The 25138-nt window shown below is 37.9% G+C and carries 33 protein-coding genes; 27 read left to right on the top strand and 6 right to left on the bottom strand.

From position 1 onward, the window contains the following. Positions 1–205 precede the first annotated feature (205 nt). Together PIECOFPK_RS11835 and PIECOFPK_RS11830 are read right to left on the bottom strand one after the other, a co-directional pair. Complete coding sequence (locus PIECOFPK_RS11835) at positions 206–829, bottom strand: transposase (RefSeq protein ID WP_409966825.1); 624 nt, start codon at positions 827–829, stop codon at positions 206–208. Between the two features lie 41 nt (positions 830–870). Beyond that, positions 871–1830: a transposase gene (locus PIECOFPK_RS11830; RefSeq protein WP_409965980.1), complete on the bottom strand. Its 960-nt coding sequence runs from the start codon at positions 1828–1830 to the stop codon at positions 871–873. An 863-nt stretch (positions 1831–2693) separates the two neighbouring features. On the opposite strand from PIECOFPK_RS11830, the gene PIECOFPK_RS11825 reads away from it, so the two are divergent. Genes PIECOFPK_RS11825 through PIECOFPK_RS11815 form a run of 3 tightly spaced genes read left to right on the top strand, consistent with a single transcriptional unit; the run spans position 2694 to position 5455 of the window. Next, positions 2694–3443: a (Fe-S)-binding protein gene (locus PIECOFPK_RS11825; protein WP_065720846.1), complete on the top strand. Its 750-nt coding sequence runs from the start codon at positions 2694–2696 to the stop codon at positions 3441–3443. A gap of 43 nt (positions 3444–3486) precedes the next feature. After that, positions 3487–4875 (top strand): lactate utilization protein B, encoded by a 1389-nt coding sequence (locus PIECOFPK_RS11820; RefSeq protein WP_409965979.1) that lies wholly within the window; start codon positions 3487–3489, stop codon positions 4873–4875. Further along, complete coding sequence (locus tag PIECOFPK_RS11815) at positions 4865–5455, top strand: lactate utilization protein C (protein ID WP_409965978.1); 591 nt, start codon at positions 4865–4867, stop codon at positions 5453–5455. The genes PIECOFPK_RS11820 and PIECOFPK_RS11815 overlap by 11 nt, the downstream gene beginning before the upstream one ends. Before the next feature lie 133 nt (positions 5456–5588). Here PIECOFPK_RS11815 and PIECOFPK_RS11810 read toward each other — a convergent pair whose 3' ends face one another. Then, on the bottom strand, positions 5589–6068 hold the full coding sequence (locus PIECOFPK_RS11810) for a Dps family protein (protein WP_354510729.1): 480 nt from the start codon (positions 6066–6068) through the stop codon (positions 5589–5591). A gap of 631 nt (positions 6069–6699) precedes the next feature. Here PIECOFPK_RS11810 and PIECOFPK_RS11805 point away from each other — a divergent pair. From PIECOFPK_RS11805 to PIECOFPK_RS11695, 23 genes are all read left to right on the top strand, one after another. Next, positions 6700–7038, top strand: a complete 339-nt coding sequence (locus PIECOFPK_RS11805; protein ID WP_277633258.1) for an ArsR/SmtB family transcription factor — start codon at positions 6700–6702, stop codon at positions 7036–7038. A gap of 19 nt (positions 7039–7057) precedes the next feature. Beyond that, entirely contained in the window at positions 7058–7531 is a 474-nt protein-coding gene (locus tag PIECOFPK_RS11800) for a DUF6428 family protein (protein ID WP_409965977.1), read from the top strand. Between the two features lie 15 nt (positions 7532–7546). Continuing rightward, the gene (locus PIECOFPK_RS11795; RefSeq protein ID WP_409966824.1) at positions 7547–8338 is read left to right on the top strand and encodes a cation transporter; all 792 of its coding nucleotides are present in this window, start codon (positions 7547–7549) and stop codon (positions 8336–8338) included. Positions 8339–8354: 16 nt separating this feature from the next. Then, entirely contained in the window at positions 8355–9383 is a 1029-nt protein-coding gene (gene arsB / locus PIECOFPK_RS11790) for an ACR3 family arsenite efflux transporter (protein WP_409966823.1), read from the top strand. Further along, entirely contained in the window at positions 9380–9808 is a 429-nt protein-coding gene (locus tag PIECOFPK_RS11785; protein ID WP_409965976.1) for an arsenate reductase ArsC, read from the top strand. The genes arsB and PIECOFPK_RS11785 overlap by 4 nt, the downstream gene beginning before the upstream one ends. A gap of 345 nt (positions 9809–10153) precedes the next feature. Further along, positions 10154–11134 (top strand): hypothetical protein, encoded by a 981-nt coding sequence (locus PIECOFPK_RS11780; RefSeq protein ID WP_409965975.1) that lies wholly within the window; start codon positions 10154–10156, stop codon positions 11132–11134. 18 nt (positions 11135–11152) lie between these two features. Beyond that, on the top strand, positions 11153–11392 hold the full coding sequence (locus PIECOFPK_RS11775) for a hypothetical protein (protein WP_330974082.1): 240 nt from the start codon (positions 11153–11155) through the stop codon (positions 11390–11392). Positions 11393–11827: 435 nt separating this feature from the next. Continuing rightward, the gene (locus PIECOFPK_RS11770) at positions 11828–12928 is read left to right on the top strand and encodes a mechanosensitive ion channel family protein (RefSeq protein ID WP_409965974.1); all 1101 of its coding nucleotides are present in this window, start codon (positions 11828–11830) and stop codon (positions 12926–12928) included. A gap of 195 nt (positions 12929–13123) precedes the next feature. Continuing rightward, positions 13124–13333: a hypothetical protein gene (locus PIECOFPK_RS11765; RefSeq protein WP_409965973.1), complete on the top strand. Its 210-nt coding sequence runs from the start codon at positions 13124–13126 to the stop codon at positions 13331–13333. Beyond that, positions 13323–13934: a hypothetical protein gene (locus PIECOFPK_RS11760; RefSeq protein WP_409965972.1), complete on the top strand. Its 612-nt coding sequence runs from the start codon at positions 13323–13325 to the stop codon at positions 13932–13934. The genes PIECOFPK_RS11765 and PIECOFPK_RS11760 overlap by 11 nt, the downstream gene beginning before the upstream one ends. Positions 13935–13954: 20 nt before the next feature. Continuing rightward, the gene (locus PIECOFPK_RS11755; protein ID WP_409965971.1) at positions 13955–14083 is read left to right on the top strand and encodes a zinc-ribbon domain-containing protein; all 129 of its coding nucleotides are present in this window, start codon (positions 13955–13957) and stop codon (positions 14081–14083) included. Beyond that, positions 14073–14261, top strand: a complete 189-nt coding sequence (locus PIECOFPK_RS11750) for a hypothetical protein (protein WP_409965970.1) — start codon at positions 14073–14075, stop codon at positions 14259–14261. Before PIECOFPK_RS11755 ends, PIECOFPK_RS11750 begins: the two co-directional genes overlap by 11 nt. A gap of 220 nt (positions 14262–14481) precedes the next feature. Then, on the top strand, positions 14482–15801 hold the full coding sequence (locus tag PIECOFPK_RS11745; protein ID WP_241313533.1) for a site-specific integrase: 1320 nt from the start codon (positions 14482–14484) through the stop codon (positions 15799–15801). A 668-nt stretch (positions 15802–16469) separates the two neighbouring features. Next, positions 16470–16862, top strand: coding sequence for a single-stranded DNA-binding protein (locus PIECOFPK_RS11740; protein WP_091095716.1), 393 nt, complete (start codon positions 16470–16472; stop codon positions 16860–16862). A gap of 43 nt (positions 16863–16905) precedes the next feature. Then, positions 16906–17979, top strand: a complete 1074-nt coding sequence (locus tag PIECOFPK_RS11735) for a DUF932 domain-containing protein (RefSeq protein ID WP_091095714.1) — start codon at positions 16906–16908, stop codon at positions 17977–17979. A 52-nt stretch (positions 17980–18031) separates the two neighbouring features. Further along, positions 18032–18439, top strand: coding sequence for a hypothetical protein (locus tag PIECOFPK_RS11730; RefSeq protein WP_091095712.1), 408 nt, complete (start codon positions 18032–18034; stop codon positions 18437–18439). Between the two features lie 3 nt (positions 18440–18442). Beyond that, the gene (locus PIECOFPK_RS11725; protein WP_091095710.1) at positions 18443–18883 is read left to right on the top strand and encodes a hypothetical protein; all 441 of its coding nucleotides are present in this window, start codon (positions 18443–18445) and stop codon (positions 18881–18883) included. A gap of 43 nt (positions 18884–18926) precedes the next feature. Next, positions 18927–19115 carry a 3-isopropylmalate dehydratase gene (locus PIECOFPK_RS11720; protein WP_091095708.1) on the top strand — a complete coding sequence of 63 codons (189 nt, stop codon included), beginning with the start codon at positions 18927–18929 and terminating at the stop codon, positions 19113–19115. Positions 19116–19127: 12 nt separating this feature from the next. Next, positions 19128–19739, top strand: a complete 612-nt coding sequence (locus tag PIECOFPK_RS11715; RefSeq protein ID WP_091095706.1) for a PRTRC system protein E — start codon at positions 19128–19130, stop codon at positions 19737–19739. An 18-nt stretch (positions 19740–19757) separates the two neighbouring features. Continuing rightward, the gene (locus tag PIECOFPK_RS11710) at positions 19758–19976 is read left to right on the top strand and encodes a PRTRC system protein C (RefSeq protein WP_019976352.1); all 219 of its coding nucleotides are present in this window, start codon (positions 19758–19760) and stop codon (positions 19974–19976) included. Between the two features lie 17 nt (positions 19977–19993). Continuing rightward, the gene (locus PIECOFPK_RS11705; RefSeq protein WP_241313531.1) at positions 19994–21148 is read left to right on the top strand and encodes a hypothetical protein; all 1155 of its coding nucleotides are present in this window, start codon (positions 19994–19996) and stop codon (positions 21146–21148) included. 10 nt (positions 21149–21158) lie between these two features. Continuing rightward, a complete protein-coding gene (locus tag PIECOFPK_RS11700; protein WP_091095702.1) occupies positions 21159–21884 on the top strand; it encodes a PRTRC system protein B in 726 nt (241 codons plus the stop codon). Further along, on the top strand, positions 21884–22693 hold the full coding sequence (locus tag PIECOFPK_RS11695; RefSeq protein WP_091095700.1) for a PRTRC system ThiF family protein: 810 nt from the start codon (positions 21884–21886) through the stop codon (positions 22691–22693). The genes PIECOFPK_RS11700 and PIECOFPK_RS11695 overlap by 1 nt, the downstream gene beginning before the upstream one ends. Before the next feature lie 280 nt (positions 22694–22973). On the opposite strand, the gene PIECOFPK_RS11690 is transcribed toward PIECOFPK_RS11695, so the two are convergent. Then, positions 22974–23210, bottom strand: coding sequence for a hypothetical protein (locus PIECOFPK_RS11690; RefSeq protein WP_245725256.1), 237 nt, complete (start codon positions 23208–23210; stop codon positions 22974–22976). A 518-nt stretch (positions 23211–23728) separates the two neighbouring features. Between PIECOFPK_RS11690 and PIECOFPK_RS11685 the strand changes: the two genes are divergently transcribed. After that, positions 23729–24466: a YoaK family protein gene (locus PIECOFPK_RS11685; protein ID WP_091095698.1), complete on the top strand. Its 738-nt coding sequence runs from the start codon at positions 23729–23731 to the stop codon at positions 24464–24466. Positions 24467–24471: 5 nt separating this feature from the next. On the opposite strand, the gene PIECOFPK_RS11680 is transcribed toward PIECOFPK_RS11685, so the two are convergent. Together PIECOFPK_RS11680 and PIECOFPK_RS11675 are read right to left on the bottom strand one after the other, a co-directional pair. Then, positions 24472–24753 carry a helix-turn-helix domain-containing protein gene (locus PIECOFPK_RS11680; protein WP_091095696.1) on the bottom strand — a complete coding sequence of 94 codons (282 nt, stop codon included), beginning with the start codon at positions 24751–24753 and terminating at the stop codon, positions 24472–24474. Next, positions 24734–25117: a helix-turn-helix domain-containing protein gene (locus PIECOFPK_RS11675; RefSeq protein WP_341832750.1), complete on the bottom strand. Its 384-nt coding sequence runs from the start codon at positions 25115–25117 to the stop codon at positions 24734–24736. The genes PIECOFPK_RS11680 and PIECOFPK_RS11675 overlap by 20 nt, the downstream gene beginning before the upstream one ends. Between the last annotated feature and the right edge of the window lie 21 nt (positions 25118–25138).

Below are 25138 nucleotides of genomic sequence, written 5' to 3'. Positions count from 1 at the left end.
TTTGCGGAAGCCGGACACACGATACTCGCTTTTCTTTGTAAAGCTGTCGTATCTAATTTTGCCTATCGCGCAAGGCTTCGTCTAAAAAGCCGCATCGTAGACACACAAATAAAAGAACTTTCATTAGGCAAAGTCAACTTTGCCTATCATAGGTAACTGTTGCACAACTCCCTTAAAAATGCAATAAAGAAAAAATTTGACTTCATTACAGTCGTTTTAAGCGACCGTATTTTTGTTGTGAGAGAAAAAAATCTAAAAAATTGGAGGGCGTATTGCGGCTAAAAATTGGTCTTAAAATGTCGTTTTTTATAGCAAATAGCATTCCTTGTGGAATTGCTATTCTTTTGGCCATTATTTGGGGCAGTTTTCGGCTAAATTTTAAGTATTTTTTCAGATTATAACACAGCGCGGCCATTAACACGTGTTTGTTGGCTTGTGCCATGCCTCGGGCGTTAATGCGTCGCATGTTATGGTGGTTGATGAGTGTTCCCAAAACGGGTTCTACCGTGCTACTTCGCCGTTTGACTAATCGGCGATGGTATGCTTTGTTTTCTGTAAGTTTTTGATGCATCTTATCGTACAAGGGCTTGTGGATGCTTTCATCTATCTTTTTAAACTTACTCACTTTACCACAGCATTGTTCCCTTAGTGGACAGTTTTTGCATTCTCTCTCGCTACTTCTGAACGTCTTTTTTGTATAGCCTTTGCTATCTGTTTTAATGCCTTTATACGTTAAAAAAGCCTTGTGGCAGCCTTCTTGTATGCATTCGTATTGGTACTTTCTCTGCGTTGTATAGAAAGCCTTCTCGATGGGGTTTGTATTGACCAAAATTCGGAAATGCAAAGCATTCGCGAACTCCTTTAAAATCTTCAAAAAAGACAGTGAGCAATCCAAGCATCGATTCCTTTCTCCTCACAATATTGTAAACTCTCTCCGCTGCTGTAACCTGCATCGGCAATCACTTCTTGGATTGCGATGTCATTTTGTTTTAAATTCGCTATTGTTTGATCCATTATTTCACTAAAAATAGCGCTGTCTTTGCTTCCTGCCGTACTCGCGCAAGCACCTGTAATTACATGCTCTGCATCATCTACGGATAATTGTCCTGCATAGTTGAGTTGACGTGGTTTTCCTGGTTTGGTCGAGATTTTCGCATCAGGATCGGTTGGCGAATAATGCGTATGATTACTTAAAAACTTGGGACGGATTTCTTCTCCATCTTCATCTATTTGAACCGTCTTTCTATGGCCGGGCATGCCTTGGTAGGCTTCTTTCTTCCAGTTATGATGCTGTTCTACCAGCTTTTTTCTTTCTGTTGTTACTTTGAACTCTGAGTTTTCTTCCAGTTCATTCATGTAGGCTTTGACATCTTCAACTACTTCTTTCTCCAACAGGCTGTCCATACTTGCATTGGATTTGATGTAGGCACTATCGACACATTGACGCTTGCCTTGAACCATTCCTTTTTGAACACACAACGAAAGTACTTTTTGAAACAAACTCAAAAAGACTTCTTCGCCAAAAAGCTGTCGTGTACGGCTGATGGTGCTGTGCCAAGGCAGCTCTTCATCTAAATCATACCCCAGAAACAAACGAATACTCAAGCTGTCGGCACAATATCTTAGTAAAGCTCTGTCGCTATTGATGTTGTGGAGATAACCCACCAGCAATATTTTGAAGAAAACCACCGGGTCAATGCTCTGTTGTCCTTCTCTGCCGTAGTATGGGGCGGTAGCTTTATAGAGAAAGTGTAGCTCTAAATGTTGATTTACTTTTCGATAGAAATCCTCTTGAGGAACTAAACAGTCTAAGCTCAGCTCGTAAAACAATTTGGGTGTAAAATCTTTTCGTCATTGCATATAGCAAGTTACAAAAAATAATTATATTTGATTTGAGTTGTGCAACAGGCACATCGCATTGGCAAAATGGCGGGTTATGGGAAACATAGAAAGTTCGTACATTTTTTGTCGCAACAGCTTTTTATATTTCCTTTTTTGTTAATTTAGTAAATAATAAAAAGCTGTTGCTCAAGTTAGTGAAAGATTGAAAGTTTTGGCTTTCTAATCCGCCACTTCGCAAAGCCCCGAAGCGTTCGCCCGGCTCAAAAGCATAGTTCTTTACATCAAAACCCCTCATCTTCATAACTGCGCATTTTGTGTAATCAATACTAAAAATAATAAATTTCAACTAACTAACAATGCAAAATGCGCAATTAAATTTTTCTTGAAAAAACATTGATTCCCAATACCATAAGCATACAAAAAGATTAATTAATTAATTTTTTCCTTCAAAAAAAATATTGCGTATATTTGAGAGTTACAGGCAATGTTACACAACCGCACTACCAACTCAATAAAAGAGCTACTTAAGAACATAATAAAAATTTAATCAATATGGCTAAAACAATATTGAACAAAGTAGAAACAAGAGAACACGTAAGACACGGCTAGTTATAATCCTATCACACGTTTAGTTTTGCAAATTATCACAATCCCGAACGTATGCACATTGGCGCATTGCGGGTGTTGAATGATGATAGAGTTGATGCAGGAAAGGAATGGGCTTGGGTTCTCGTAATGGAAGTACCAATGGAATTTTAATTACAAATCTATAATCATTCCAAATTACTAACGAATAAAATTTAAGACTGACAATATCGTAAATTTAATTTGAAAAAATTTTCAAAAATATTATGAAAGTAGCACTTTTTGTCCCTTGTTATATAGACCTTATCTATCCCGAAGTTGCAATTGCCACGTTGGAATTATTAGAAAAACACAACATAGAAGTTGTCGTTCCACTTAATCAAACCTGTTGCGGACAGCCGACTGCCAATGAAGGAGATCAGAAAAATTCGGCAAAGATGGAAAAAGTTTTTGCTCAAAATTTTCAGGATTTGGACGTAGATTATATCGTTGGTCCTGCCGGAAGTTGCGTGAAACAAATAAAACTTCATTTCGATGCCATCGAGCAAACTGAAAAAGTAACGGCAATGCGGGCAAAAACAATTGAGTTAGTGGAGTTTTTCACAGATGTTCTGAAAATCACGGATTTTTCTGACTTATCATTTCCGCATACAGTCGCCATTCACAACAGTTGCAGTTCTATCAGGGGATTGCACATCAGTTCTCGCTCCGAATGGCAGGAACCTCGCTTCAATAAAACAGAAGAACTTTTGAAAACCATTCAGAATATCAATATCAAACACATCAACAGACCCGATGAATGTTGTGGTTTTGGCGGAACGTTTTGTGTAACCGATGAAGCAGTAAGTGCCAAAATGGGACAAGACAAAGTTTCGGATTATGTCCGTAACGAAATTGAATACGTTGTTTCGCCAGATATGTCTTGCCTGATGCACCAAAAAGGCGTTTCGGACAAAGAAAAAACCGGATTGAAATTTCTACACGTGGCTCAGGTGTTGAATAACGGACCTTTTTGATAAAGAAGACACGAAGTTAATTGACAAAAAAAAGAAATAGAAAATGAAAAAAGTCAATATAGAAAAAAACGCAGCGGCATTCATCTATCAGGACGATGTTCACGTAACGGAACACGACAAAAACCTGTGGAATGCAAGAGTAAAAAGAGATAAAGCCGCTTCCGAAATTCCCGAATGGGAAGAATTGCGAAATCTCGCTTCTGCCATCAAAGAGCATACACTTACACATTTAGACCAATACATTGAGCAGTTTGTAGAGAATGCCGAAAAAAGAGGCATAAAAGTTCATTTTGCAAAAGACGCCATTGAGCATAATGCCATTGCCTACGAAATTTTGAGCAGCCATAATGTAAAGAACATCATCAAAAGTAAGTCGATGTTGCAAGAAGAATGCGGAATGACACCTTTTCTGGAAGAAAAAGGAATAAATGTTTTAGAAACCGATTTGGGAGAACGGATACAACAGTTGTCGGGTCAGCTTCCCAGTCATATTGTAATGCCGGCCATTCATCAAACCAAAGAAGATGTAGCAAAATTGTTCGCAGAAAAAATTGGAACAGATCCTAACGATACCGACCCAAGCTCATTAAATACCGCTATGCGGAACAATGCCCGACCAAAATTTTTGGTTGCCGATGCCGGAATGACGGGAGGAAATTTTGCTATTGCCGAAACTGGAACTTTTGTTGTTTGTACCAATGAAGGAAATGCCGACCTCACCGCAAGTTTACCGCCTTTACACATTGCCAGTATCGGTATTGAAAAAATATTGCCCAAAGTAGAAGATTTGGGTGTTTTCATACGCATATTATCTAGAAGTGCTTTGGGAACTCCGGCTACGCAATACACTTCGCATTTTTCGGGACCGAGAGCAGGTTCGGAAATGCACATTATTTTAACAGACAACGGACGGAGCAAACGTTTGGCGATGGACGAATTTTGGACTTCGCTGAAATGTATTCGTTGCGGTGCTTGTATGAATACCTGTCCTGTATATAGACGAAGCAGCGGTTTGGCGTACAGTGCTACTTATTCCGGACCGATTGGTATTATTATTGACCCCACTTTTGACCCAAAAAAATATTCCGAATTGCCATATCATTCGTCTTTATGCGGTTCGTGTACCGAAGTTTGCCCAGTACACATCAACATTGCCGAACAGATTATGGACTGGCGTAAAGTGATGATGAAAAACAAGGAAGTCGATTTCAGCCGGAGAATGGCGTTTAAAGCAGCAGGCGTAGTATTGAGCAATCCGAAGTTGTTCCGTGTAGTAGAAAAAGTAGCATATAATGCTATCAATATTTTACCCGAAGCCATCACCGAAAACAAAACCCTCGACCCTTGGGCGGCACACCGCAAACTGCCCGATGTAAAGAAAGAAACTTTTAGGGATTGGTATATTAAAAACAGAAAAAGCAATGAGCAATAAACAAGAATTTTTACAATCGGTACGGGAAAGTTTGAAAAAACGCACCAAAACCGAATACCCAAAAATCCCGACTTACGAAAAGAAGAATGTGGATTTGAAATCCCTTTTTGAAATAAATCTGAAATTGGCAGCGGTAGATTTTTACGATGTTTCTTCTGTGGAAGAAGCTCAAAAAATAATGCAGGAAAAACTGTCTGACACAAAAGTTGTTTGTTCAGCTACCGATGAGTGGAAAGGAAATAAAGACATCAACAAAATCGCTCGTCCGCAAGATTTGGCAGATGTGGATTTGGGAATTTTCCGGGCTGAATTTGGCGTTGCAGAAATGGGAATGGTTTGGGTAACGGAAAAATCGCTGAAAGTGAATGCTATCGGGTTTTTGTCGCAGCATTTAGCCGTGCTATTAGACCCTGCCGATATTACCGAAAATATGCACACTGCTTACAATACTCCCGGTTTATTCGATGTGAACTACGGCTGTTTTGTAATGGGACCATCAGCAACTGCCGACATCGGAGCGGTTTTGGTTCGTGGTGCACAAGGAGCAAAATCTTTGACTTTGTTTTTTCTGAAGAAATAAAAAACCTGCTGAAAATCCATATATATAGAATTTTCAGCAGGAATACTATTTTTACTATAATTGTATTTTAAAAATGTTTCAATAAAAAAAGGCTGTTCTCTGATTTGAGAATAGCCTTTTTGATGATGATATATTATTTTAAATGCGAACGTAGCATCCAAGCTGTAGTTTCGTGCTGCTCCATTAACGTGGTAAGATAGTCGCTTGTTCCGTAAGCAAATTCTACTTCATTACCAATTTTTACAATACATTCCCGAAGATAGACGATAATTGCATCGTGATCTGCCAAAAGATTTTTCATATAGCTCAAACTATCGTTTTTTCCATCTCCTTGTTCCGATAAATGCGTTAAACTAAGATATTGCTTCATCGTTGCAGGTGCATAATGTCCCAATTTTCTTAATCTTTCAGCAACTTCATCTACTACGTTTTCCAATTCCGTATAAAGTTGTTCAAAATAGACGTGTACCGTATGAAAATCCGGTCCTTCCACGTTCCAATGTGCATTACGGGTTTTAAGGTACAGTAAAAATTCATCAGCCAATAAAGGCTCTAACATTTCTGCAAGGATTTCTGTTTGTTTTGGTGTAAGACCAATATCTGCTTTTGCCATAATTTTGTTTTTTAATTGTTCACCCATTATTAATTTAGACTATAATACATCGCTTAGTGAAGTCTAAAACCAGTCTTACAAATTTACAATTTTTATTGTTTTAAAAGCAACCTACTACCTATTTATCTCAAAAAAAATCAACAAGATAAAACTTACAGCAGCAGACGAGAATGAAACACTGCCTGTAACAAGGGTTTTGCAAAATGGCGGGGTTAAGGTTATAATTTGAAGTTTCGGCTTTCTATTCCGCAAAAAGCCAATTATATTGACTTTTTTCATAAATTTATTCAATTAATTGGCTTTTGCTTACCGTGTCGCTAAATTGAAACTTTTCGCTTCAATTTCCGCCACTGACGCCAAGCCGTACCGTATAAGAGCAATAGCAGGGAAGTGGTTAAGTCAAAGTTTGTGCATTTAATAAACTTTGGTGGGCGGACAAATAATTGCTTCGAAATCTGCTACTGCTCTTATACTTGACCGTTAGCTGCAACCCTATCGAACATTCGTACATAAATCGTCAATACTCTAAAAAATCAAACCTATTTAACTTTTATAGACAGTTGAAATTTATTTCAAAAAATAATTGACTACTAATATCTTTATCGCAATATTGCAATATAGAAATAAAGAAATGGAAATAGAACAAACAAAACCAAAGGATTTTACAGACAGCCAACACGAAATTGCCCACATTATAAAAGCATTGGGACATCCTGCCCGGGTGGCTATCATAGAATATTTATTATCAGTTGACACTTGTATCTGCGGAGATATTGTTGATGTACTTCCTTTAGCACAGCCAACTGTTTCAAGGCATTTAAAAGAACTTAAAAATGCAAAACTAATTAAGGGAACCATTGAAGGTAACACGATTTGCTATTGCATTGACGAAAATACTATTGAAGAACTGCAAAAATATTTTACAAATATTTCGGCAAAACTTACCCTGAAAAACAAAAATTGTTGTTAATCATATAAATAATACAAAAATGAAACTATCACAAGTAAAAGCACTTTTACCAACTTTAGAAAATGTAACATTCAAATTGGAAAACGGCTCTTTTGTTCCAGAACATTTTCACGTTACCGAAGTCGGAATGGTTACAAAAAACTTCATTGATTGTGGTGGAGTAATTCGCACAGAAAAAACCGTAAATTTTCAGCTATGGAATGCCGATGATTTTGAACATCGTTTAAAACCTGCTAAACTTTTAAACATCATTAAACTTTCCGAAGAAAAATTAGGCATTGAAGATGCAGAAATTGAAGTAGAATATCAAAGTGACACAATTGGAAAATATGCGTTGGCATTTGACGGAACAAATTTCATTTTGCAAAACAAAACAACTGCTTGTTTAGCACAAGATGCGTGTGGAATTCCGTCCGAGAAAGTAAAGAAGAATTTATCCGAATTATCTGTAAATCAAAATGCTTCTTGTACGCCAGGAGGTGGATGCTGTTAAAAAACAATGTTTATGATTAGCAAAACGGAATTCAGAATTACGAAAATGGATTGCCCAAGTGAGGAGCAACTCATTCGTATGAAATTGCAAAACTTCGATAATATAAAATTATTGGAATTTGATATACCAAACAGAAAGCTGAATGTTTATCATTATGGAAATGCGGAGCATATTTTAAAAGCTTTGGAACACCTAAATCTAAGTACAACATTGATTTCTACCGAAAAAAGCGAAGACAATATTGAAGAAGAAGACAAAATGCAAAAAAAATTACTTTGGACGGTATTAATCATCAATTTATCGTTCTTTGGAATTGAAATGCTGTATGGGCTTTTTTCGGGTTCTATGGGGTTGATAGCTGATAGCTTGGATATGCTTGCGGATAGTATTGTTTATGCTTTGGCATTATTTGCCGTTGGTGGAAGTCTAGCATTCAAAAACAACATTGCCAAATTTGCTGGTTATTTTCAAATCCTGCTCGCTGTTATAGGTTTTGTTGAAGTTATCAGACGTTTTATTGGATTAGAAGCGACACCTGATTTCAAAACAATGATTATTGTTTCATCCCTAGCTTTAATTGCCAATGTAATTTGTCTCTATCTCTTGCAAAAAAGTACAAGCAAGGAAGCCCACATGCAGGCTTCGATGATTTTTACATCAAATGATGTGATTATCAATTCGGGGGTTATCATAGCGGGAATTATGGTCTATTTACTCAAATCCAGCTATCCAGACCTAATAATTGGAGGAGTTGTCTTCGTAATCGTAGCGCGTGGAGCATATAGGATATTAAAGTTAGCTAAGTAATCGGAAAAATCTCAAGATAAAACTAAAATTTCTCGACCGCTATCTGACCCTATGGATATTCCTTGCAATGGCGGTAGGTGTGGGATTGGGTTATTTATTTCCAGATATTTCCAATGTAACGAACTCCCTTTCTGTTGGCACAACCAATATACCGTTGGCTATCGGATTGATATTGATGATGTATCCGCCTTTGGCAAAAGTAGATTACAGCTTGTTACCTAAAGCTCTAAAAGACAAAAAAGTAATTGCCATTTCCTTAATATTGAATTGGGTTATCGGTACCGTTTTGATGTTTGGTTTAGCCGTTCTGTTTTTACGAAACGAACCCGAATATATGTCGGGATTAATTTTAATTGGTCTGGCAAGGTGTATCGCAATGGTTATTGTGTGGAGTGATTTGGCAAAAGCAAACAGAGAATACACGGCATTATTGGTCGCCCTAAACAGTATCTTTCAGATATTGACTTACAGTTTTTTCGTTTGGCTTTTCATCAACATATTGCCCAATAAATTAGGGATTGCTAATTTCAATGTAAGTGTTTCAATGAAAGAAGTTACACAAAGCGTTTTGATATATTTAGGCATTCCTTTTTTTGCTGGTTTCGTGAGCCGTTATTATTTGGTAAAATCGAAAGGTATCGAGTGGTACAATAGAAAGTTTGTTCCAAAAATATCGCCTATTACATTGTATGCTTTACTGTTTACCATTGTGCTGATGTTCAGTTTAAAAGGCGACAAAATATTGGAGTTGCCTTTAGATGTCATAAAAATAGCGATACCATTAATCATTTATTTTGTACTAATGTTTTTCGTGAGTTTTTTCATTAGTAAATTTCTAAAAGTCCCTTATGATAAAAACGCATCTATTGCATTTACAGCTACTGGCAACAACTTTGAATTGGCCATTGCGGTCGCCATTGCGGTATTTGGCATACACTCGCCTCAAGCATTTGTGGGTGTAATCGGGCCTTTAGTTGAAGTTCCTGTTTTGATATTATTAGTCAGAGCAAGTCTATTTTTAAAACGAAAATATTATAAACAATGACAAAGAAAATTTTAGTGCTTTGCACAGGAAACAGTTGCAGAAGTCAGATAGCTGAAGGTTATTTACGACATTTTGCGAACGGAAATGCAGAAGTTTACAGTGCAGGTGTCGAAACACACGGAGTAAACCCAAAAGCCATTGCAATAATGCAAGAAGACGGAATTGATATTTCAAATCATACGTCAAACAACATTGATGAATATTACGACATTGATTTTGATTTTGTCATTACAGTTTGCGACAATGCCAAAGAACGTTGTCCGTTTTTTCCAACTAAAGCAAAAAAGTTTCATCACAACTTTTCAGACCCAGCAAAAGCAACAGGAACAGACGAAGAAATTAATGAACAGTTCAGAGAAGTCAGACAGCAAATTAAAGAATACTGCGAACGATTTATAGCGGAAAATCTAAAGAGGAACCAATAAGGGCAGCACCTAACATCGGTTTTGCAAAAGAGCGGGTTAAGTGGTTAATTCAAGATTAGTTCATTTAATCCACAAAACCATTTTTTATTTTCTTTTAAGATGTAAATTAGCAAATAGAAAAAATGGTTTTGTTCAAGTTAGTGTTAAATTGAAAGTTATCGCTTTCTAATCCGCTCCTTCGCAAAGCCGTCAAACGTTGGCAGAAATAATTGGAGACACTACCAAGCCATGAGAGCGGAGAAAATTAACAGGCAAGTGACAACGAAAGATGACAGCTGCCAACGGTGGAATATTCTGACACAGCACCTAATCTGAAGGTAAGACTAACTTGAAAAATTTAAACAAATGAAAGTCATGAAACATTTAACTGCTTTTCTCACTTGCTTGGCAATCACAGGAGTACTTTTTATATCATGTTCAAAAAAAGAGACACCACAAACTGAAAAACAAACGCTTTACACAGACCTCTACTCAAAAGGAGGAGTCGTTAACAACGAATTATTAAATAAATTTGCTAACAAGCTAATGAAAAGCGATTCTAAATTGTCATTAAAACTAAACAATATTGCATTGAAGTATATCAATACTCGAACAGGAACTATTCCGAGGTCAGTTGCTCCATCTACACAAGAACTTACAGAGTTACAAAACGAGATAAATCAAGCTGTAGCCGAGGAGGTTCTTCCTGTTTCGATTTCCTATTTACAGGGCAATGGATTTTATCAACAATTTGAGGAAGTTGGAATTCAAGACCCAGAGAGCATTATAAATAGTGTGGCTGACGACATATATGAAACACCATCGTTCAGTAATGAAACTTATTTAAATGAAATTTCTTTTGGTAAAACCTTAGCCTTTAAGAACTTTGTATCGGATTTGAAAAATTTAATTGAAAGCGGTTCTTCTAGCAATCTTCTTTCCCAAATAGATCAATTAAAAAATTCTTATTTACAACAAATAACAGATGAAGTTGAAGCCCTAGCTATTATAAACGGTTGTGAAACTGCAAAAGCTTCATTCGAGTATTGGAATAGCACAACAAACACGACCTATTGGGACGATGTTGTAACTAATATTTTTAGCCCATCTCTGCAATCTATGGTTGGCAAAACACTTCCTAGACGCGTTACCAATGACCACCGAGATATTATTGTTGCCGATGCTGTAGGTGCAATAGGGGGTGTCGTAGAAGGTGCTGTTATTGGAGCCGCGGCAGGACCTGGTGGCGCAATGGTAGTTGGTACTGCAGGAATGATTTTAAGAGGCGCACAGGCTTCAGCAGGAGAATATGTGTTGAATAAATTAAAGAGTTGGTTATTTGATTAAGTGTCTAAAAAAACTATTATGTATAAAGTTCTTCAAAAACTCGGTAGTTCAGTTTCTTGGATTGCTAAGCAATCTTGGTTTTTTGCTCTTTTTTTATTTATCGGTTTTTTGCTAGCAGGTAGTATAAAAAATAAAGAAGATCTATTTGAGAAATTAGCCATCTGTATTGTGTTTTGGCTTCTTGATTTTCTTTTTTTAAAGAAATTTTTATTGAATTTTCTAAAAGGGATATCAAATAAGTATAAAAAGGCACAATAATCCTTAGTCACACATTACTTCAGCCAACAGTGCATTGGCAATATGGCGGCTTGAGATTAAATGCTCAACGGAAGTAATTCTGTTGGGCATTTTTGCAAAACTCATCTTTTGTGATTCTATTTCCGCCACATCGCCAATGCTTTAACGTTGGCGGTAATGGCAGGAGCAACCGAGTTCACATCGGACATCCGATGAATACTTGATAACTTCTTATAATTTAGCCTTACATTTTGACAAAATTTGCAAACAAACAATATTATGGATTGGATAAATTTTCTTGAAGAACACACAGAATTATTAATATCAAATTTAGGAGTTTCAGAGCATTGGGTTGTCTATTTCAGATTGCTTGTTCTTATCATACTCCTAATCATATTATCATCTCTTGCATTCTTAATTGCAAAAAGAGTTTTCATATATTATCTCTATAAAGTATTGAAAAAAAGCTCGTTTACTTGGGACGATTTATTTGCTGATACAAGAGCATTCAACAAACTAGCTCACATCGCCCCTGCGGTTATAGTGCGATTAATGGCTCCTGCTATTTTTTCGGACTTTGAACAGATTCTTCCATTCGTTATAAGATTAACAGACGCTTATCTAATAATCGTTAGCATGGCGGTGTTTTTTTCTATATTAAAAGTGGGCGAATACACCTTATCCCAGCACCCTGCATTTAAAGATAAGCCATTAACCAGCTACTTTCAGCTCATTAGAATTCTACTTTATGTAGTTACGATCATTTTAGTGCTTTCGGTAATATTAGGTAAGTCACCTATTTATTTTCTTAGTGCATTTGGTGCAATGACAGCCATCTTACTATTGGTATTTAAGGATACTATTTTGGGCTTAGTGGCGAGTGTGCAGATGTCATCCAATGATATGGTGCGTGTGGGCGACTGGGTGGAAATGCCCAAATTTAATGCGGACGGAGATGTTATTGACATCAACCTGAACACTGTAAAAGTGCAGAATTGGGATAAAACCATTACTACCATTCCAACTTATTATTTTATTACAGACAGTTTTAAAAACTGGCGGGGAATGCAACAAAGTGGTGGAAGAAGAATCAAAAGAGCTATTTTTATAGATGCTCATTCGGTAAAACTTGTCGATGCTGAAATGAGAGAAAAGCTCAAAAAAATTCAACTTATTTCCAATTACGTAAAAAACCGTCAGAAAGAAATAGAAGAATTCAATACTCAACACAACATAGACACCTCAGTCTTAATTAACGGCAGGCAATTGACCAATTTGGGCGTGTTTAGAAAATACATTGAAAGCTATCTGAAATCACATCCGAAAATCAGACAGGACATGACCTTAATGGTCAGACAGCTTGCTAGTGAAAACAAAGGCATCCCGATGGAAATTTATTGTTTTACCAAAACTACCGCTTGGGTCGAATACGAATCAATACAATCAGATATTTTTGACCACTTGTATTCTACTGCTACTTTTTTCGATATAGAAATATTTCAGGAGCCGGGTGGGAAAGACTTTAGCATCGCTTTTGATAGAAATAATGTGACGTGATTTTGACCTTTACTGAAATCAATAAAAGAGCCACTACCGCCAACAAATGGTCATACGCAATGCGGGGTGCTGTGCCTGTTTTATAGGCAATTCATTTAATAAAGCTTGTCGTAACTCGACAAGTTAGCGCTTCGAATCCCGCACTGCGCATACCGGCGAACGTTGGCGGTAATTTTAAAGACAGACAGACATTAAATGAAAAATAAAAGCAAAATACAAGGAGACGGAAATGTAAACCTCCAAGGCATTTCTAAATCAAAAATTTCAGTTGGAGACAAGACAGTAACTGATAGTAAAGTAAACAAAGTATGGATTATTATTCCAGTTATTATTGCTATAATAGGACTTATTGTTCAAGTTTTAATTGGATGGGAACAACTTATAAATTGGTTTTATGCTAAATAAATCACACATAGACGGACACGGTAATGTTGTAATACAAGATGCCGACAACTCAACAATTACGATCAACCTTTCTGACACAGAACAGGTGAGAAAATTTTTTATAGATTTTCAAAACAAACTATCTGAGTTGCCAAGAGAGATACTGACAGAACTTCAAAAACACAACAATTTAGAAAGCGAAATGAAAGTAGGAGCAAATATTTACTTAACTGTTATTGCAGAATTTGCTGACTTTGGTAACAATGCTGTTCTTTGGGGTGTAACCATAACCAACCTGACAAAGGAACATAGGTATTTTAATCAACCATATTTTAAGGTATCACCAAAATTTGAATTAGAGCTTGGACTTGAACACGATACTTTTATGATGTTCCCAAAAGAACAATTAAAATTTCCTGTAAGACTTGAATACGGGGAAGTATTGAGTTTAACATTTGAAGTAAATCCAAAGCAATTTGCTTTATTTGAAAAGAACGCAACCGATGATGCTTTTCTAACCTGTTATTGTGGAACAACTGTAGGAGAACTATACAATTCAAACGAATACAAACTTAATAAATTTGTAAAGGACTACGAAGCAATCAAAAAAGTAAGACGTTAAACAATTTTAAAGACAAAAATATGTATTGCATAGAATGCGGGGCACAATTCCCAGACAACTCAAAGTTTTGTTCGCACTGCGGACATAAACAGACTGAAGGCGAACCTACTTTAAAGGAAAAACTTGCAGAAGTAATCATTGAGAAATGAGATTACTAGACAAGTAGTTGAAGCTCACAAGTCTTCAATAGATTATCAATTTCTTAAAAAAGCTATGGGATGGTATTTGGCTTGGGTATTAATACACCTTGGTCTTTTGCTGATTGGCTCCAACGGAATTTTTGACAAAAAAAGATTAGATAAAAGCAAAAATAAGCAAAACGGTTAAAGCAATTGCAATACAACGCTTTATAAAACAGTAGTCTTGGTGTGGAACTCGGTGTCGGATAGGTTTTGGGCTTGAAAACACAACGTTAGGTTACTAATTCGTTACCGATTGACATAGGTAATAACACAGCCTAACAGGTTATATTTCAGTGTTTTGCACTGCATTCTCTATTCCCTTGTAACTCAATGTAATTTAATTTTAAACATTAAACATTTGAGTTATGGAGCAGGCAAAGAAATCGACGTTCAAGCTGCTTTTCTATCTGAAAAAGAACGAACTGAAAAAAAACGGTAATGCCCCGATCATGGGGCGTATTACTATTGATGGCACACCCAAGACTTTCGGGACAAAGTTAGAAATAAACCCCAATAATTGGGATTTGAAGTACGGAAGAGTTGAGGGCAAGAGTGCCACAGCTTTGAGTATTAATCAAAAGCTGGATAACATACGGGGCCGTATCGACAAGATTTATGAAGATATGCTAAAACACGAGGGCTTTGCAACCGCACAAAAGGTAAAGCTCACGTTTCTGGGTGTCGGTGTGATGGAAGATGCCATACTGAAAGTCTTTAAGGAGCAGAATGAAGGCTTTGAAAAAATGGTCGCTAAAGGGAAACGCTCTAAAAGCACCTATGCCAAGTATACCACTGTTTACAATCATCTTAGCGAATTTATAAAGGAACGGTACCATCGGGAGGATATGGCGTTCCGGGAACTCACTTCCGATTTTATCCGGGAGTTTGATTTCTTTCTCCGCATTGATAAAGAATGTACCCACAATACGGTTTGGGTTTATACAATGCCCGTTATTGCACTGGTAGAACTGGCTATTAAAAAAGGTTTGCTACGGGATAATCCTTTTGATGATTACAAGATCACTATGGAGGAAACCGACCGTAGTTACCTTCTAAAAGAGGATGTGGAAAAGTTAATGTTCCTGAACCCATCCAAACAGAAATATGAACTGGTAAAAGACCTCTTTCTTTTCAGTTGTTTTACCGGACTTTCTTACATTGATATTAAGAAACTGAAATGGAGCAATATTCAATCGTTCTTCGACGGCCACCAGTGGATTATCAGCAGGCGTAAAAAATCTGACGTTGCTTCAAACGTAAGGCTGATGGAAATCCCCAAACGCATTATTGAAAAATACAGAGGCATTACCAGAAGCGATTATATATTTCCTGTTCCGTCCAATGCGACCTGTAATAAGCATATCAGTAAACTTATTGAGGAAGCTGGCATTGTTACCGAACAGAAAGTTACTTTCCATACCGCACGTCACACATTTGCCACCATGTTTTTGACCGAGGGCGTACCGCTTGAAAGCCTTAGCAAAATGATGGGACACAAGAATATTTCCACCACCCAGATCTATGCTAAGATTACCAGCCAGAAAATCAGTAAGGATATGGATTTGGTAGCACCTAAATTCAAGGCAATGGAAGATGCGTTTCTTGTCAAAATCGAAGATGAAGAAATAGAATTATTGAATGAAGCTCCACTTGGATTTTATGATACCGAAGAAGTGATGGCTTAAAACAGGGTATATTTTTTAACAGTCAGATTGAAGCAGGATTAAGTCCTGCTTTTTTTATGTCTATACTTTTTATAGCCAAAGCACATTTACTTTTCTCTCCTATTCCCCTTCTGTAAAAGAGCTTTTGTCTACTGCTGAAACAGAAGGTTAAAAAATATTGCCCTGGTACTTCTCCCGCACAAAACGATTTTTCAACCCTCTGTCTCTGTGGCTGTCACAGCCACACAACTTAAAAATAGAGTTTTAAAAATTCAACCAATTGGAAGTGTTATTTCAATCCATTGGGAACCATTTGCCAATACCATCTTCATTGCTTCCACTGTTTTTTTACTCAAAGAAGCCTGTATGCCCTATTGTTCCATTTCAAGAGCAAAGGTATTTCCGTGTTCTTAACGCCCCCACAAGGTCACGCAAGTTTGAAAAAAAATCTCCACCCGTTGGGTAGTATTTGTTTTCCAAAACCTTGTGCCGCCTAAACACTAACCTTTTTCTGCTCGTGAAACGAAACATAGCATACTCCGGCTCTTTAAACGAATAAAAAAAATGTCAGGTATGAAGATCAACAGCATTGGAAATGGTAATGAAACGAAACAGCACCTCCTCTCATTGCCGAATAAATCAAAAAAATCAAATCAGGACAAATTCAATAACGCAAAAAAGTAGAAATCATGAACATCACAGGAAGACTGACAAGAGATGCGGAAGTACGCACAACGTCACAGGACAAACAAGTAGTAAACTTTTCGGTAGCGACCAACGACAGCTACAAAAACAAACAGGGCGAACGAGTGGAGCAAACAACCTTTTTCGACTGCTCATATTGGATAAGTCCGAACGTAGCCAAGCTACTGACAAAAGGCACATTGGTAGAGCTCACAGGCAGGGTAAGTGCGAGAGCATGGACAGGTAATGATGGTGAAGCAAGAGCAGGACTGAATTTTCATACCTCTAACATCAAACTGCATGGAGGTAGCAGAAAAGCCGAAACCGTACAGGCTACTGCACCATCTGAAAACAGCGGATTTACAGCACAGGGAACAGAGGACGACCTCCCATTTTAACAACGAGTATTCAATCATTTTTTAACATCAAAATTTTATCAAAATGGCACATAATATCAATTTCAACGAAAGAGCAGGAAAGTACAGTTTCTTTTCAGTACAGCAAAAAGCGTGGCACGGTTTGGGGCAAATCGTGGAACAATACCCAACAAGCGAGGAAGCTATAAAGCACGCAGGGTTAAATTACGAAGTAGTAAAATCCCCATTGTTTACCAAAGGTTCGGGCATTATCGAAACTGCTAACGGCATAGAGATAGGCAGTAGCGAATTAGAAGTACCTAACTACTTCGCAAACATTCGTACCGATAACAATGCCGTATTGGGCGTAGTGGGTAAAGATTACCACATCGTACAAAACCGTGAAGCCTTTAATTTCTTTGATGCTATCGTAGGTGGTGGCGAGGGTATCCTGTACGAAACCGCAGGAGCATTGGGCAACGGAGAACGCATTTTTATCACAGCCAAACTGCCCGACTATATCCGTGTAGGCAATGGCGATGATGTGACAGAAAAATATATCTTCCTCACAACTTCTCACGATGGTAGCGGAAGTATTACCGCAGCGTTTACACCTATCCGAATTGTTTGCCAAAACACCCTTAACGCATCGTTACGCAATATGACCAATGTGGTACGCATCAAACATACATCGGGAGCAAAACAGCGTATCGAGAACGCCCACAAGATTATGGGACTTGCCAATACATTGAGCAACCAGTTAGAAGCAATTTTTAATGATTGGACAAAAGTAAGGGTAAGTGACAACGAAGTAAAAAAGCTAATCCAATTGGCACTTTGCCCAAACAAGGAAACCTTAGACCTCATTAAAAAAGGTGCGGAAGATGAAATTTCAACCGTATTCAAAAACACCGTTGAAGATGCCTTTGCCTATGCTATGATGAGTGATACACAGCAGATGAACACCACCAAAGGCACTTTGTTCGGAGCGTACAACGCTGTTACGGGCTACTATCAGAACGTAAGGAATTACAAAGATGAAGAAGCCAAGCTACAGAGTATTGTAATGGGTGGAACTGCTCAACAGCGTACACAGAAAGCCTTTGAATTTTGTACCGCCTTTGCTTTGGACGGTGCGGAAATCCTAAACCTTAATTAAATAACCACAGGCTACCGCCTTAAACGGTGGTAGCCTACTAAAAACAAAAGATATGAAAGCTTTAAATGAAATGAACAACGTACAAAAGGCGTATTTGGTAGCAAAACTTTTCCCCGATACCCTTAAACAATTAATCGTCTTTATCCAACAGGAAACAGAACGCTTCAGAGAGCGTGACGAATATATGCGGAGTATATGGTCAGACAATACATTAATAACAGCCGACTTTTGGTACGGACTGGTTGACAATACAGAACAGATATTAAAACGCTACAATGTGATGTTGCATAGAAGCCCGAGAGTATTTTCTGACCAACTGTTTGACGGTTACAATTCAATATTTATCACCAACTGTTTGATTGAGTTTACAGAAAAACAGAAATGTGAAACTAAATTAAAACAGGCTATACATCTGTTTTTCGGAGAACATAAAATGATTGAGATAACCATAAATGATTAAGACATGAAAAAGAAATTTTCTTTCAAAATTGAAACCCTGCTATTCGGCATCGAAAACCCCAAGGGAGCTATTGAACAGGTGTTGTTTGCCAAAAAAGTAGCAACGCATGAGGGCATTGAACCTTTTAACTGTCTTGCCTGCCTGACATTTACCGACCCAACCATTAATAAAGCATTTTCTGGTGGGCTTCCAATGGATGAAACACTTTTGATTGGCTATGAGGGTTGGAGTGATGCCATACTGCATCTATGTATAAAGAGCGGACAAAGCACCCTTAAAGTTGCCACAGGGTATTTGCTAAGCAAAGAAGTCACCATACATAGCGAATACCGAAATGCCATATTGCTCCGTAAACTATCGGACAAGGAAATAAAAGAGATTTTCACCCATGTATGGAACAATTTGGATGAAATACGACCAAATCCAAGACTTACTAAAGAATAAACATTGAGATAGTAAGCAAATAAGAACCATTAATACAAGTACAATGAAAATCATAGATAAAGATGGGAATTGGATTGAAGTTACCGACCTCGTAAAAGCTATTCGACAAACAGGTTGGTTTAAAAAATATCGGCACGACCCACCAATGGAAAGTGACAGGGAAAGGCAGGAGTATTGGGCAGATATGCACAAGAAACTAAAAGCAATCAAGGAAAATAATAACAGTAATTAAAATTTCAGAACGATGAACACCAATTTTTTCAATCAGATACAAGCCTTGGACTTTACAGGAGTATTGCAACTGAATATTTCCAAAGGAGCAGAAAATAACCTAATCGTATCGGTTATGCTCAACAATGAACAATGCGGAGATAACGCAAAAAACCTAATACCGCCATTGACGTTTAACGCTACACCACAGGAATTTGACGAGGGATTTTTTGAGCAGATAAAAGCACCTGTTAAAACCGTTTCGGGCGTAATGGTGGATATGGAAAAATTCCTAAAGCAAATGGAGGAGGTCAAAAAGCAATCGGCAATGGAGAAAGAAAAGACCGAGAAAGCCAAAAAGGAAAAAGAAGCCAAAGACAAGAAATTTAAAGATGGAATGGCAAAGGCTGACGAATTGGAGAAAGAGGGCAAATTCCGTGAAGCGTGGATGAAAGTTCCCGACATAACCGAGTTTCCCGAAAAAGCGGACGAGATACGCAAACGCAAAACGGAATTGTCAAACAAGTTCGCCACACCGAGCCTTTTCGGAGCAATGGAAGAAGCCACACCCGAACCGCCAAAAGCGGAAGAAGTTACAGCCGATTATCCAACAGACGAAACGGACGAAGAAGAAAACGAGTATTAACCATTAAAAACGAGCATTATGTTATTAGCAACGCAATTGGAACGAGTGTTTATACTCAAAGATAAAGGACAGGACATCAGACTGACCGACCCCGAACCACGTTGGAGCGTGGAAGCCGTAATGAATTTTTACGCCAATATGTACCCCATACTGACTACCGCAAAAGCATCTGCACCGCAAATCAAAGATGATGCAGTAGAGTACAGATTTGAGAGCGTAATGGGAACGAAAGGTTAAACCAAATATTTAAAGCGATGAACTATGCACAAACATATCCTATCGGGAACTATCATAACACCCGAACAGCAAAGGCAACGACAATTGCACCGCCAGTTAAACGAGTTCGCCAATTGGATGCAAAAACCAAAGGACGCCAACGAAGTACGGAAAGACAAACGCAGGTCAGTTCCAACAGCGATGTTGCCAATGGTTTTCTAAAATGCACCTTTCTGCCGAAACTGAAAGAAACGAAAACCGTACAGGCTTGCAGGAAATCGGACAAAACGGAAAGGGATTTTTTTCAGTCCCTTTCCAAATTGGCAGAACATTATAATATTGAACCTGCACAGACCAAACAATTTACCTACCCCTACAATATGGCATTGGCTATGGCTGATGTAGAGGAAAAGTTAAAGAGCAAAGTTTTAGATTGGGAAGAAATCCGTTTGGTACAGGACAGCAAGAAAACCTATTTTGTAAGTGAAGAACGCTACAATACAGGAGCAACCTTGTTCTACATTCCTGTTTCGCCATTGTATCGCCTTTTGCACGATAAGAAGCGAAAAGCCAACGCACACTTGTTATTGTCCGTTTGTGCTTATCTGTACCATATAGCCGATATTCCTTATTACAGGCAGGAAGCAAGTTACCTCTATTGGATGTACGAAATGATGAACGATTGGGTGGAACAGGACGATTATACAGAAGAAACCGAAGTTTATCTTTCAGAGATTAAACAAGCCGAATTTATCGGGGACTTTATCGAGCAACGGATTTATAACCGCATCAATCTGACCGTATTTGAACAACGTATTGAAAAGTTCAAAGTAAGGAATGAGTTTGACAGGGAATGTTTAGCGGTAGCAAAAGAAGCCTTTTCCCTGTATCTGACCTACCCGAATGAAAGTGTGTTCCGCAATGCCAAACCTAATGGGGAAGCATCTGAAGAAGATATGGACAACATTATCGGAATGGAAAAGTACATTTCATTTTACGCAGACCACAAAGGTTGGCTAAACGAAACCTTGATAGAATCCGTAAACACCGATATACAGGAATACGGACAAATGGAAGAACCCATTATACTAAAACAGTTTGACGGCAGGGATATAACCGCCAACAATCTTTGTTTTGAAAACAGGTTATTTCAATTGTTACACAACCTAAGCGATATTTTACACCAATGTTAAACGCAAAAATATGGAAACGATAAACGATATAACACAGGACTTCGGTACATTATACCACCCAAAATCTGCTTTGGTATTCTATGAAACCAAAGGACGGACAACCGATGTGTATGTAGAGCATTTTGATATGGATAAAAACGGAAATCCAATCAATGCCCACCCATTGACCGTGAGAGAAGCAAATATATTGGCAAAGTCACTTCGCACTGAAAAAGACAAGGACAAAGCCTTTTTAAAGCCAAACGGAATTTTGCCGACAAACATTTTACATATCAATCCGAGTGCGGAAAAAGGCACGGTAATCTGGTACACCAAAGCACAGCAAAGAAAGTTGTTTTTTGTGGACAGTCTGAAAATACCCAATGGTAAAGGATATGTACCGCCAATGCTTTGGAAAGCGAGTAAAAACAGCCTTACCGTATATGCCCTTGCGAGTGACAGAAGACCGAATGATAAAACCAAACTCCATTATGCTCCTTTTTTCAATATTTACGAAGATGGTAAAGTATGTATGGGAACGGTAAGCATAGATATAAAGAAATCCGCATCGGTTGAAGAATTTGTACAGGCTTGGGAACACTATTTTTTCAATTCTTATTTCAGCCATTTGTTGGGCAAACACAATCCCATAAAAGGCGATTGCGTAAAGGTTTGGAAAGACCTTATAAACACAGATAATCCCTTTCCAAAAGAAGTATTAAAACCGTATAACAAAAACCTTAAAAATCTATTGTGATGAATACAGATAAAACCAAAGTACATTTTACAGACAACTATCTGATAAGTCCTACAAACCCGATTGAAGTCAATTTGATTGGTGCAGGTGGCACAGGCTCAAAAGTGCTGACTGCCTTAATGGAAATGAGCCATAGCCTAACAGAGTTGGGACACGCAGGATTGCAGGTGCGTTTATGGGATGATGATATTATCACGGAAGCCAATTTGGGCAGACAGCGATTTTCACCGAGTGAAACAGGATTGTACAAATCGGTTGCACTCATAAACCGTGTCAATCGGTTTATGGGAACGAATTGGAAAGCAGAAACCCAAAAGTTTGAACGCAATTCGTTGGGAGGACTGCCCGAAAATACAAAAGCAACGATTTATATTTCTTGTGTGGATAATGTAAAGACAAGGTTTGCTATAGCGGAAATGCTCACAGCTATGAGCAAACAACGCAGAGCCAACCGTGATGAGCCTAAATATTGGTTGGATTTTGGGAACAGCCAACATACAGGGCAAGTAATACTATCTACTATCGGAAGTATCAAACAACCCGACTCCGAAAAGTACGAAACGGTGGCAAGCCTGCCAATGGTTACGGATGAATTTGGCGACTTGCTGAAACAGTCCGAACAAACGGACAATACGCCAAGTTGTAGTTTGGCAGAAGCATTGGAAAAGCAGGATTTGTATATCAATGCTACATTGGCTCAAATGGGTTGTTCGTTATTGTGGAATATGTTTCGCTTCGGAATGACCGAAAACAGGGGATTTTTCATTAATCTGAAAAATTTCCACACCCAACCCCTAAAAGTTGCCTGACCTCAAAAGTCGGGCGGCGAAAAGACGCATCCTTCCGTTGGTCGGAACCGCCTTTTCGCATTTAAAAAGGTGCAACCACTTTGTCAAAATGCACCCCTACACAATTCCCTCTCTCTACATTTTACCAAACAGATTGCGATATTATTTCGTGGGATATTCTTTATCCCATTTGTTGTATTCGGGAGTGACTTCTTTTCTTTTCAGACTGCGACCAAAGAAAAGAAGCAAAAGAAGGTCGCTTGATTTGAATAGATATTTTTACGGTGTTAGGATTGGGCTGTTACTTATTGCCAAAATATTCCTGTACAATCTTCGCTACGCCCACACTAAAATATCTTCCTCCATTGGTAACTCCATCAATGGCTTTTATGAAATCGTCCCTATCGCTGCCAATGAGAAGGTAACCTGCAAAACCCATTTCCAAAAGCGGTTTTACAGCTTTTTCGGTATCTCTATCACTATGGGCAATCAGCTTAATACTTGGATATTGTTTGTGTAATTCCTGAAGATCTGCCAATACATTCTTATCGTAAAAATCAAGATCAATGATACAGACCTCAGGTAGAGAGGTTAAAGCAGATAACTGAATTATTCCGTCTTCGATATGTTGCGAGCGGAATAGTATTTCAAATCCTGAATCAGAGAGGTCATTGCAGATAATATCTACAATCGGGCTTTTATCATTGATAAAAGAAAGCGTATTTTTTTTTGTAGTGTACCAGTTTCCATATATATCAGTATTAAATTAATGGAGTACCTGCACAAAAAAAAGCGTAGGCCACCACACTTACCGACATTGAGGTACTGGTATACCCGACTACGAATAAGCGAGCACCCACGCCTATAGCGTGAGCGTCCTTACTTATTATCGTCCCGTAGTCTAAAAATTACCAGTTTTCAATGTGGGACTTAAAGTAAAAACAACTTTAAGTTTCTATATTTTATCAAACAAAGGTAAGAATGTTGTTTATTATATACAATGCCAAGCAAATAAAGAAAGGCAGTTTTGTAAATTTGCAATAAAAGAACCCTAATATGTTCAGACATAAAGGGAAAGGTCGCACTTATTCCCACAATCTTAAATTAGCTTCCATCTTATCGGGTGTTGCAGGTATTGTAAACATTACGAGCGTTTTGGAATTGAATACATTAACAACAAATGTTACAGGTCATTTCGCTTTCTTTTCAGAAGAACTTGTTTTGAAGGATTACAGAATGGCATTTGCTTATTTGTTCTATATATTATTTTTTCTGTTCGGAGCTTTTGCTTCCAGCCTAATCATGGAATGGGTATCAAGATATAAGCAACAAGCTACTTATGTAATCCCTATATCTATAGAGGTCTTTATACTATTTGTTATTAGTTTCTCTTCCTTTCTGCTGACAAAAGAACCTTTTCCGTATTCTATTCTTTTAGCTTCAGCTTTACTGTTCGCTATGGGCTTACAAAACGCATTGGTAACACGTGTGTCTCAATCAGTAGTAAGAACAACCCATCTAACAGGCCTATTTACGGATCTTGGTATTGAATTATCACAAATGTTATTTTATAAGGAACGTTCCGAGCGTATGCAACTAAGTAAAAGCATCTATCTGAAACTAGCCATTATTTGTTGTTTCTTTTCAGGAGGAATAATTGGAGGATTTATATTTCCATATCTTGAATTAAGAACGCTTTTGATTGCTGTAGGATTATTGCTGTTTGCCTTATGGTATGACAGACTCTTATTTAGATACTATATATTAAAACGAAGATTCAGAGATCATCACTAAAGCAATCAACCCGTATAGTTCTTTTCCAGAATATGTAGTATATCTGATTCTTTGTAAATAATCTTACCACCAATTTGAATGTATGGCAATATTGTGTCATCCCGGTATTGCTGTAACGTCCGTTTACTAATATGTAACAACTTACACACATCTTCACCCGATAAGTAAATTTCCCCGTTCATTACAGGGCGATAATTTTTCAAGATTATTTCGATACGCTTTTTCAATTGCGTTATCATCTCCTGATGGGCGATGATTTCTTGGGTATCATTCGTTAGTAAATCCATTGTCGTTGGTATTATACGGCTGTCCGGCTTCGAGCAAAGCCTGTACATCCGAGAGTTTGTAATAATTCTTGCGGTTTAATTTAGAGTAAGGCAACAAACCCTTATCCTTATAGGTCTGCAATGTTCGTTTGGTAATGTTCATCATCAAACACACTTCCTGGTTATCCAGCCATTTCTCTTCTTTGAAAATCGGGGTATATTTCCGAGTAGCGTTTTCGGTCAGTTCCAAAAGTGCTTCCAACTCATTTGTCATTCCGTCAAATGCGGATTTCTGTATTGCGATAACTTCCATAGTCTGCTCCATTTTTCTGTGGAAGTCGAATTTAGAAAGGCTTATTGCAGGATTGGGAAATATTGCATCCATTGGCACTGAAAGGCAGTATTT

The organism is Chitinophagaceae bacterium C216, assembly GCA_028485475.2.
Lineage (GTDB): Bacteria > Bacteroidota > Bacteroidia > Chitinophagales > Chitinophagaceae > Niabella > Niabella composti.
The sequence above is the reverse complement of the archived record's forward strand: the minus strand, read 5'-3'. Positions and strand labels throughout refer to the sequence as shown.

Coding starts and splice junctions, on each gene's coding strand:
- PIECOFPK_RS11700 (WP_091095702.1), top strand. CDS start 21,159: ATGGAAACGATAAACGATATAACACAGGACTTCGGTACATTATACCAC.
- PIECOFPK_RS11805 (WP_277633258.1), top strand. CDS start 6,700: ATGGAAATAGAACAAACAAAACCAAAGGATTTTACAGACAGCCAACAC.
- PIECOFPK_RS11780 (WP_409965975.1), top strand. CDS start 10,154: ATGAAAGTCATGAAACATTTAACTGCTTTTCTCACTTGCTTGGCAATC.
- PIECOFPK_RS11800 (WP_409965977.1), top strand. CDS start 7,058: ATGAAACTATCACAAGTAAAAGCACTTTTACCAACTTTAGAAAATGTA.
- PIECOFPK_RS11680 (WP_091095696.1), bottom strand. CDS start 24,753: ATGGATTTACTAACGAATGATACCCAAGAAATCATCGCCCATCAGGAG.
- PIECOFPK_RS11695 (WP_091095700.1), top strand. CDS start 21,884: ATGAATACAGATAAAACCAAAGTACATTTTACAGACAACTATCTGATA.
- PIECOFPK_RS11765 (WP_409965973.1), top strand. CDS start 13,124: ATGAAAAATAAAAGCAAAATACAAGGAGACGGAAATGTAAACCTCCAA.
- PIECOFPK_RS11820 (WP_409965979.1), top strand. CDS start 3,487: ATGAAAAAAGTCAATATAGAAAAAAACGCAGCGGCATTCATCTATCAG.
- PIECOFPK_RS11825 (WP_065720846.1), top strand. CDS start 2,694: ATGAAAGTAGCACTTTTTGTCCCTTGTTATATAGACCTTATCTATCCC.
- PIECOFPK_RS11675 (WP_341832750.1), bottom strand. CDS start 25,117: ATGGATGCAATATTTCCCAATCCTGCAATAAGCCTTTCTAAATTCGAC.
- PIECOFPK_RS11710 (WP_019976352.1), top strand. CDS start 19,758: ATGTTATTAGCAACGCAATTGGAACGAGTGTTTATACTCAAAGATAAA.
- PIECOFPK_RS11735 (WP_091095714.1), top strand. CDS start 16,906: ATGGCACATAATATCAATTTCAACGAAAGAGCAGGAAAGTACAGTTTC.
- PIECOFPK_RS11730 (WP_091095712.1), top strand. CDS start 18,032: ATGAAAGCTTTAAATGAAATGAACAACGTACAAAAGGCGTATTTGGTA.
- PIECOFPK_RS11810 (WP_354510729.1), bottom strand. CDS start 6,068: ATGGCAAAAGCAGATATTGGTCTTACACCAAAACAAACAGAAATCCTT.
- PIECOFPK_RS11785 (WP_409965976.1), top strand. CDS start 9,380: ATGACAAAGAAAATTTTAGTGCTTTGCACAGGAAACAGTTGCAGAAGT.
- PIECOFPK_RS11715 (WP_091095706.1), top strand. CDS start 19,128: ATGAACACCAATTTTTTCAATCAGATACAAGCCTTGGACTTTACAGGA.
- PIECOFPK_RS11720 (WP_091095708.1), top strand. CDS start 18,927: ATGAAAATCATAGATAAAGATGGGAATTGGATTGAAGTTACCGACCTC.
- PIECOFPK_RS11755 (WP_409965971.1), top strand. CDS start 13,955: ATGTATTGCATAGAATGCGGGGCACAATTCCCAGACAACTCAAAGTTT.
- PIECOFPK_RS11760 (WP_409965972.1), top strand. CDS start 13,323: ATGCTAAATAAATCACACATAGACGGACACGGTAATGTTGTAATACAA.
- PIECOFPK_RS11725 (WP_091095710.1), top strand. CDS start 18,443: ATGAAAAAGAAATTTTCTTTCAAAATTGAAACCCTGCTATTCGGCATC.
- PIECOFPK_RS11745 (WP_241313533.1), top strand. CDS start 14,482: ATGGAGCAGGCAAAGAAATCGACGTTCAAGCTGCTTTTCTATCTGAAA.
- PIECOFPK_RS11685 (WP_091095698.1), top strand. CDS start 23,729: ATGTTCAGACATAAAGGGAAAGGTCGCACTTATTCCCACAATCTTAAA.
- PIECOFPK_RS11705 (WP_241313531.1), top strand. CDS start 19,994: ATGAACTATGCACAAACATATCCTATCGGGAACTATCATAACACCCGA.
- PIECOFPK_RS11815 (WP_409965978.1), top strand. CDS start 4,865: ATGAGCAATAAACAAGAATTTTTACAATCGGTACGGGAAAGTTTGAAA.
- PIECOFPK_RS11775 (WP_330974082.1), top strand. CDS start 11,153: ATGTATAAAGTTCTTCAAAAACTCGGTAGTTCAGTTTCTTGGATTGCT.
- PIECOFPK_RS11740 (WP_091095716.1), top strand. CDS start 16,470: ATGAACATCACAGGAAGACTGACAAGAGATGCGGAAGTACGCACAACG.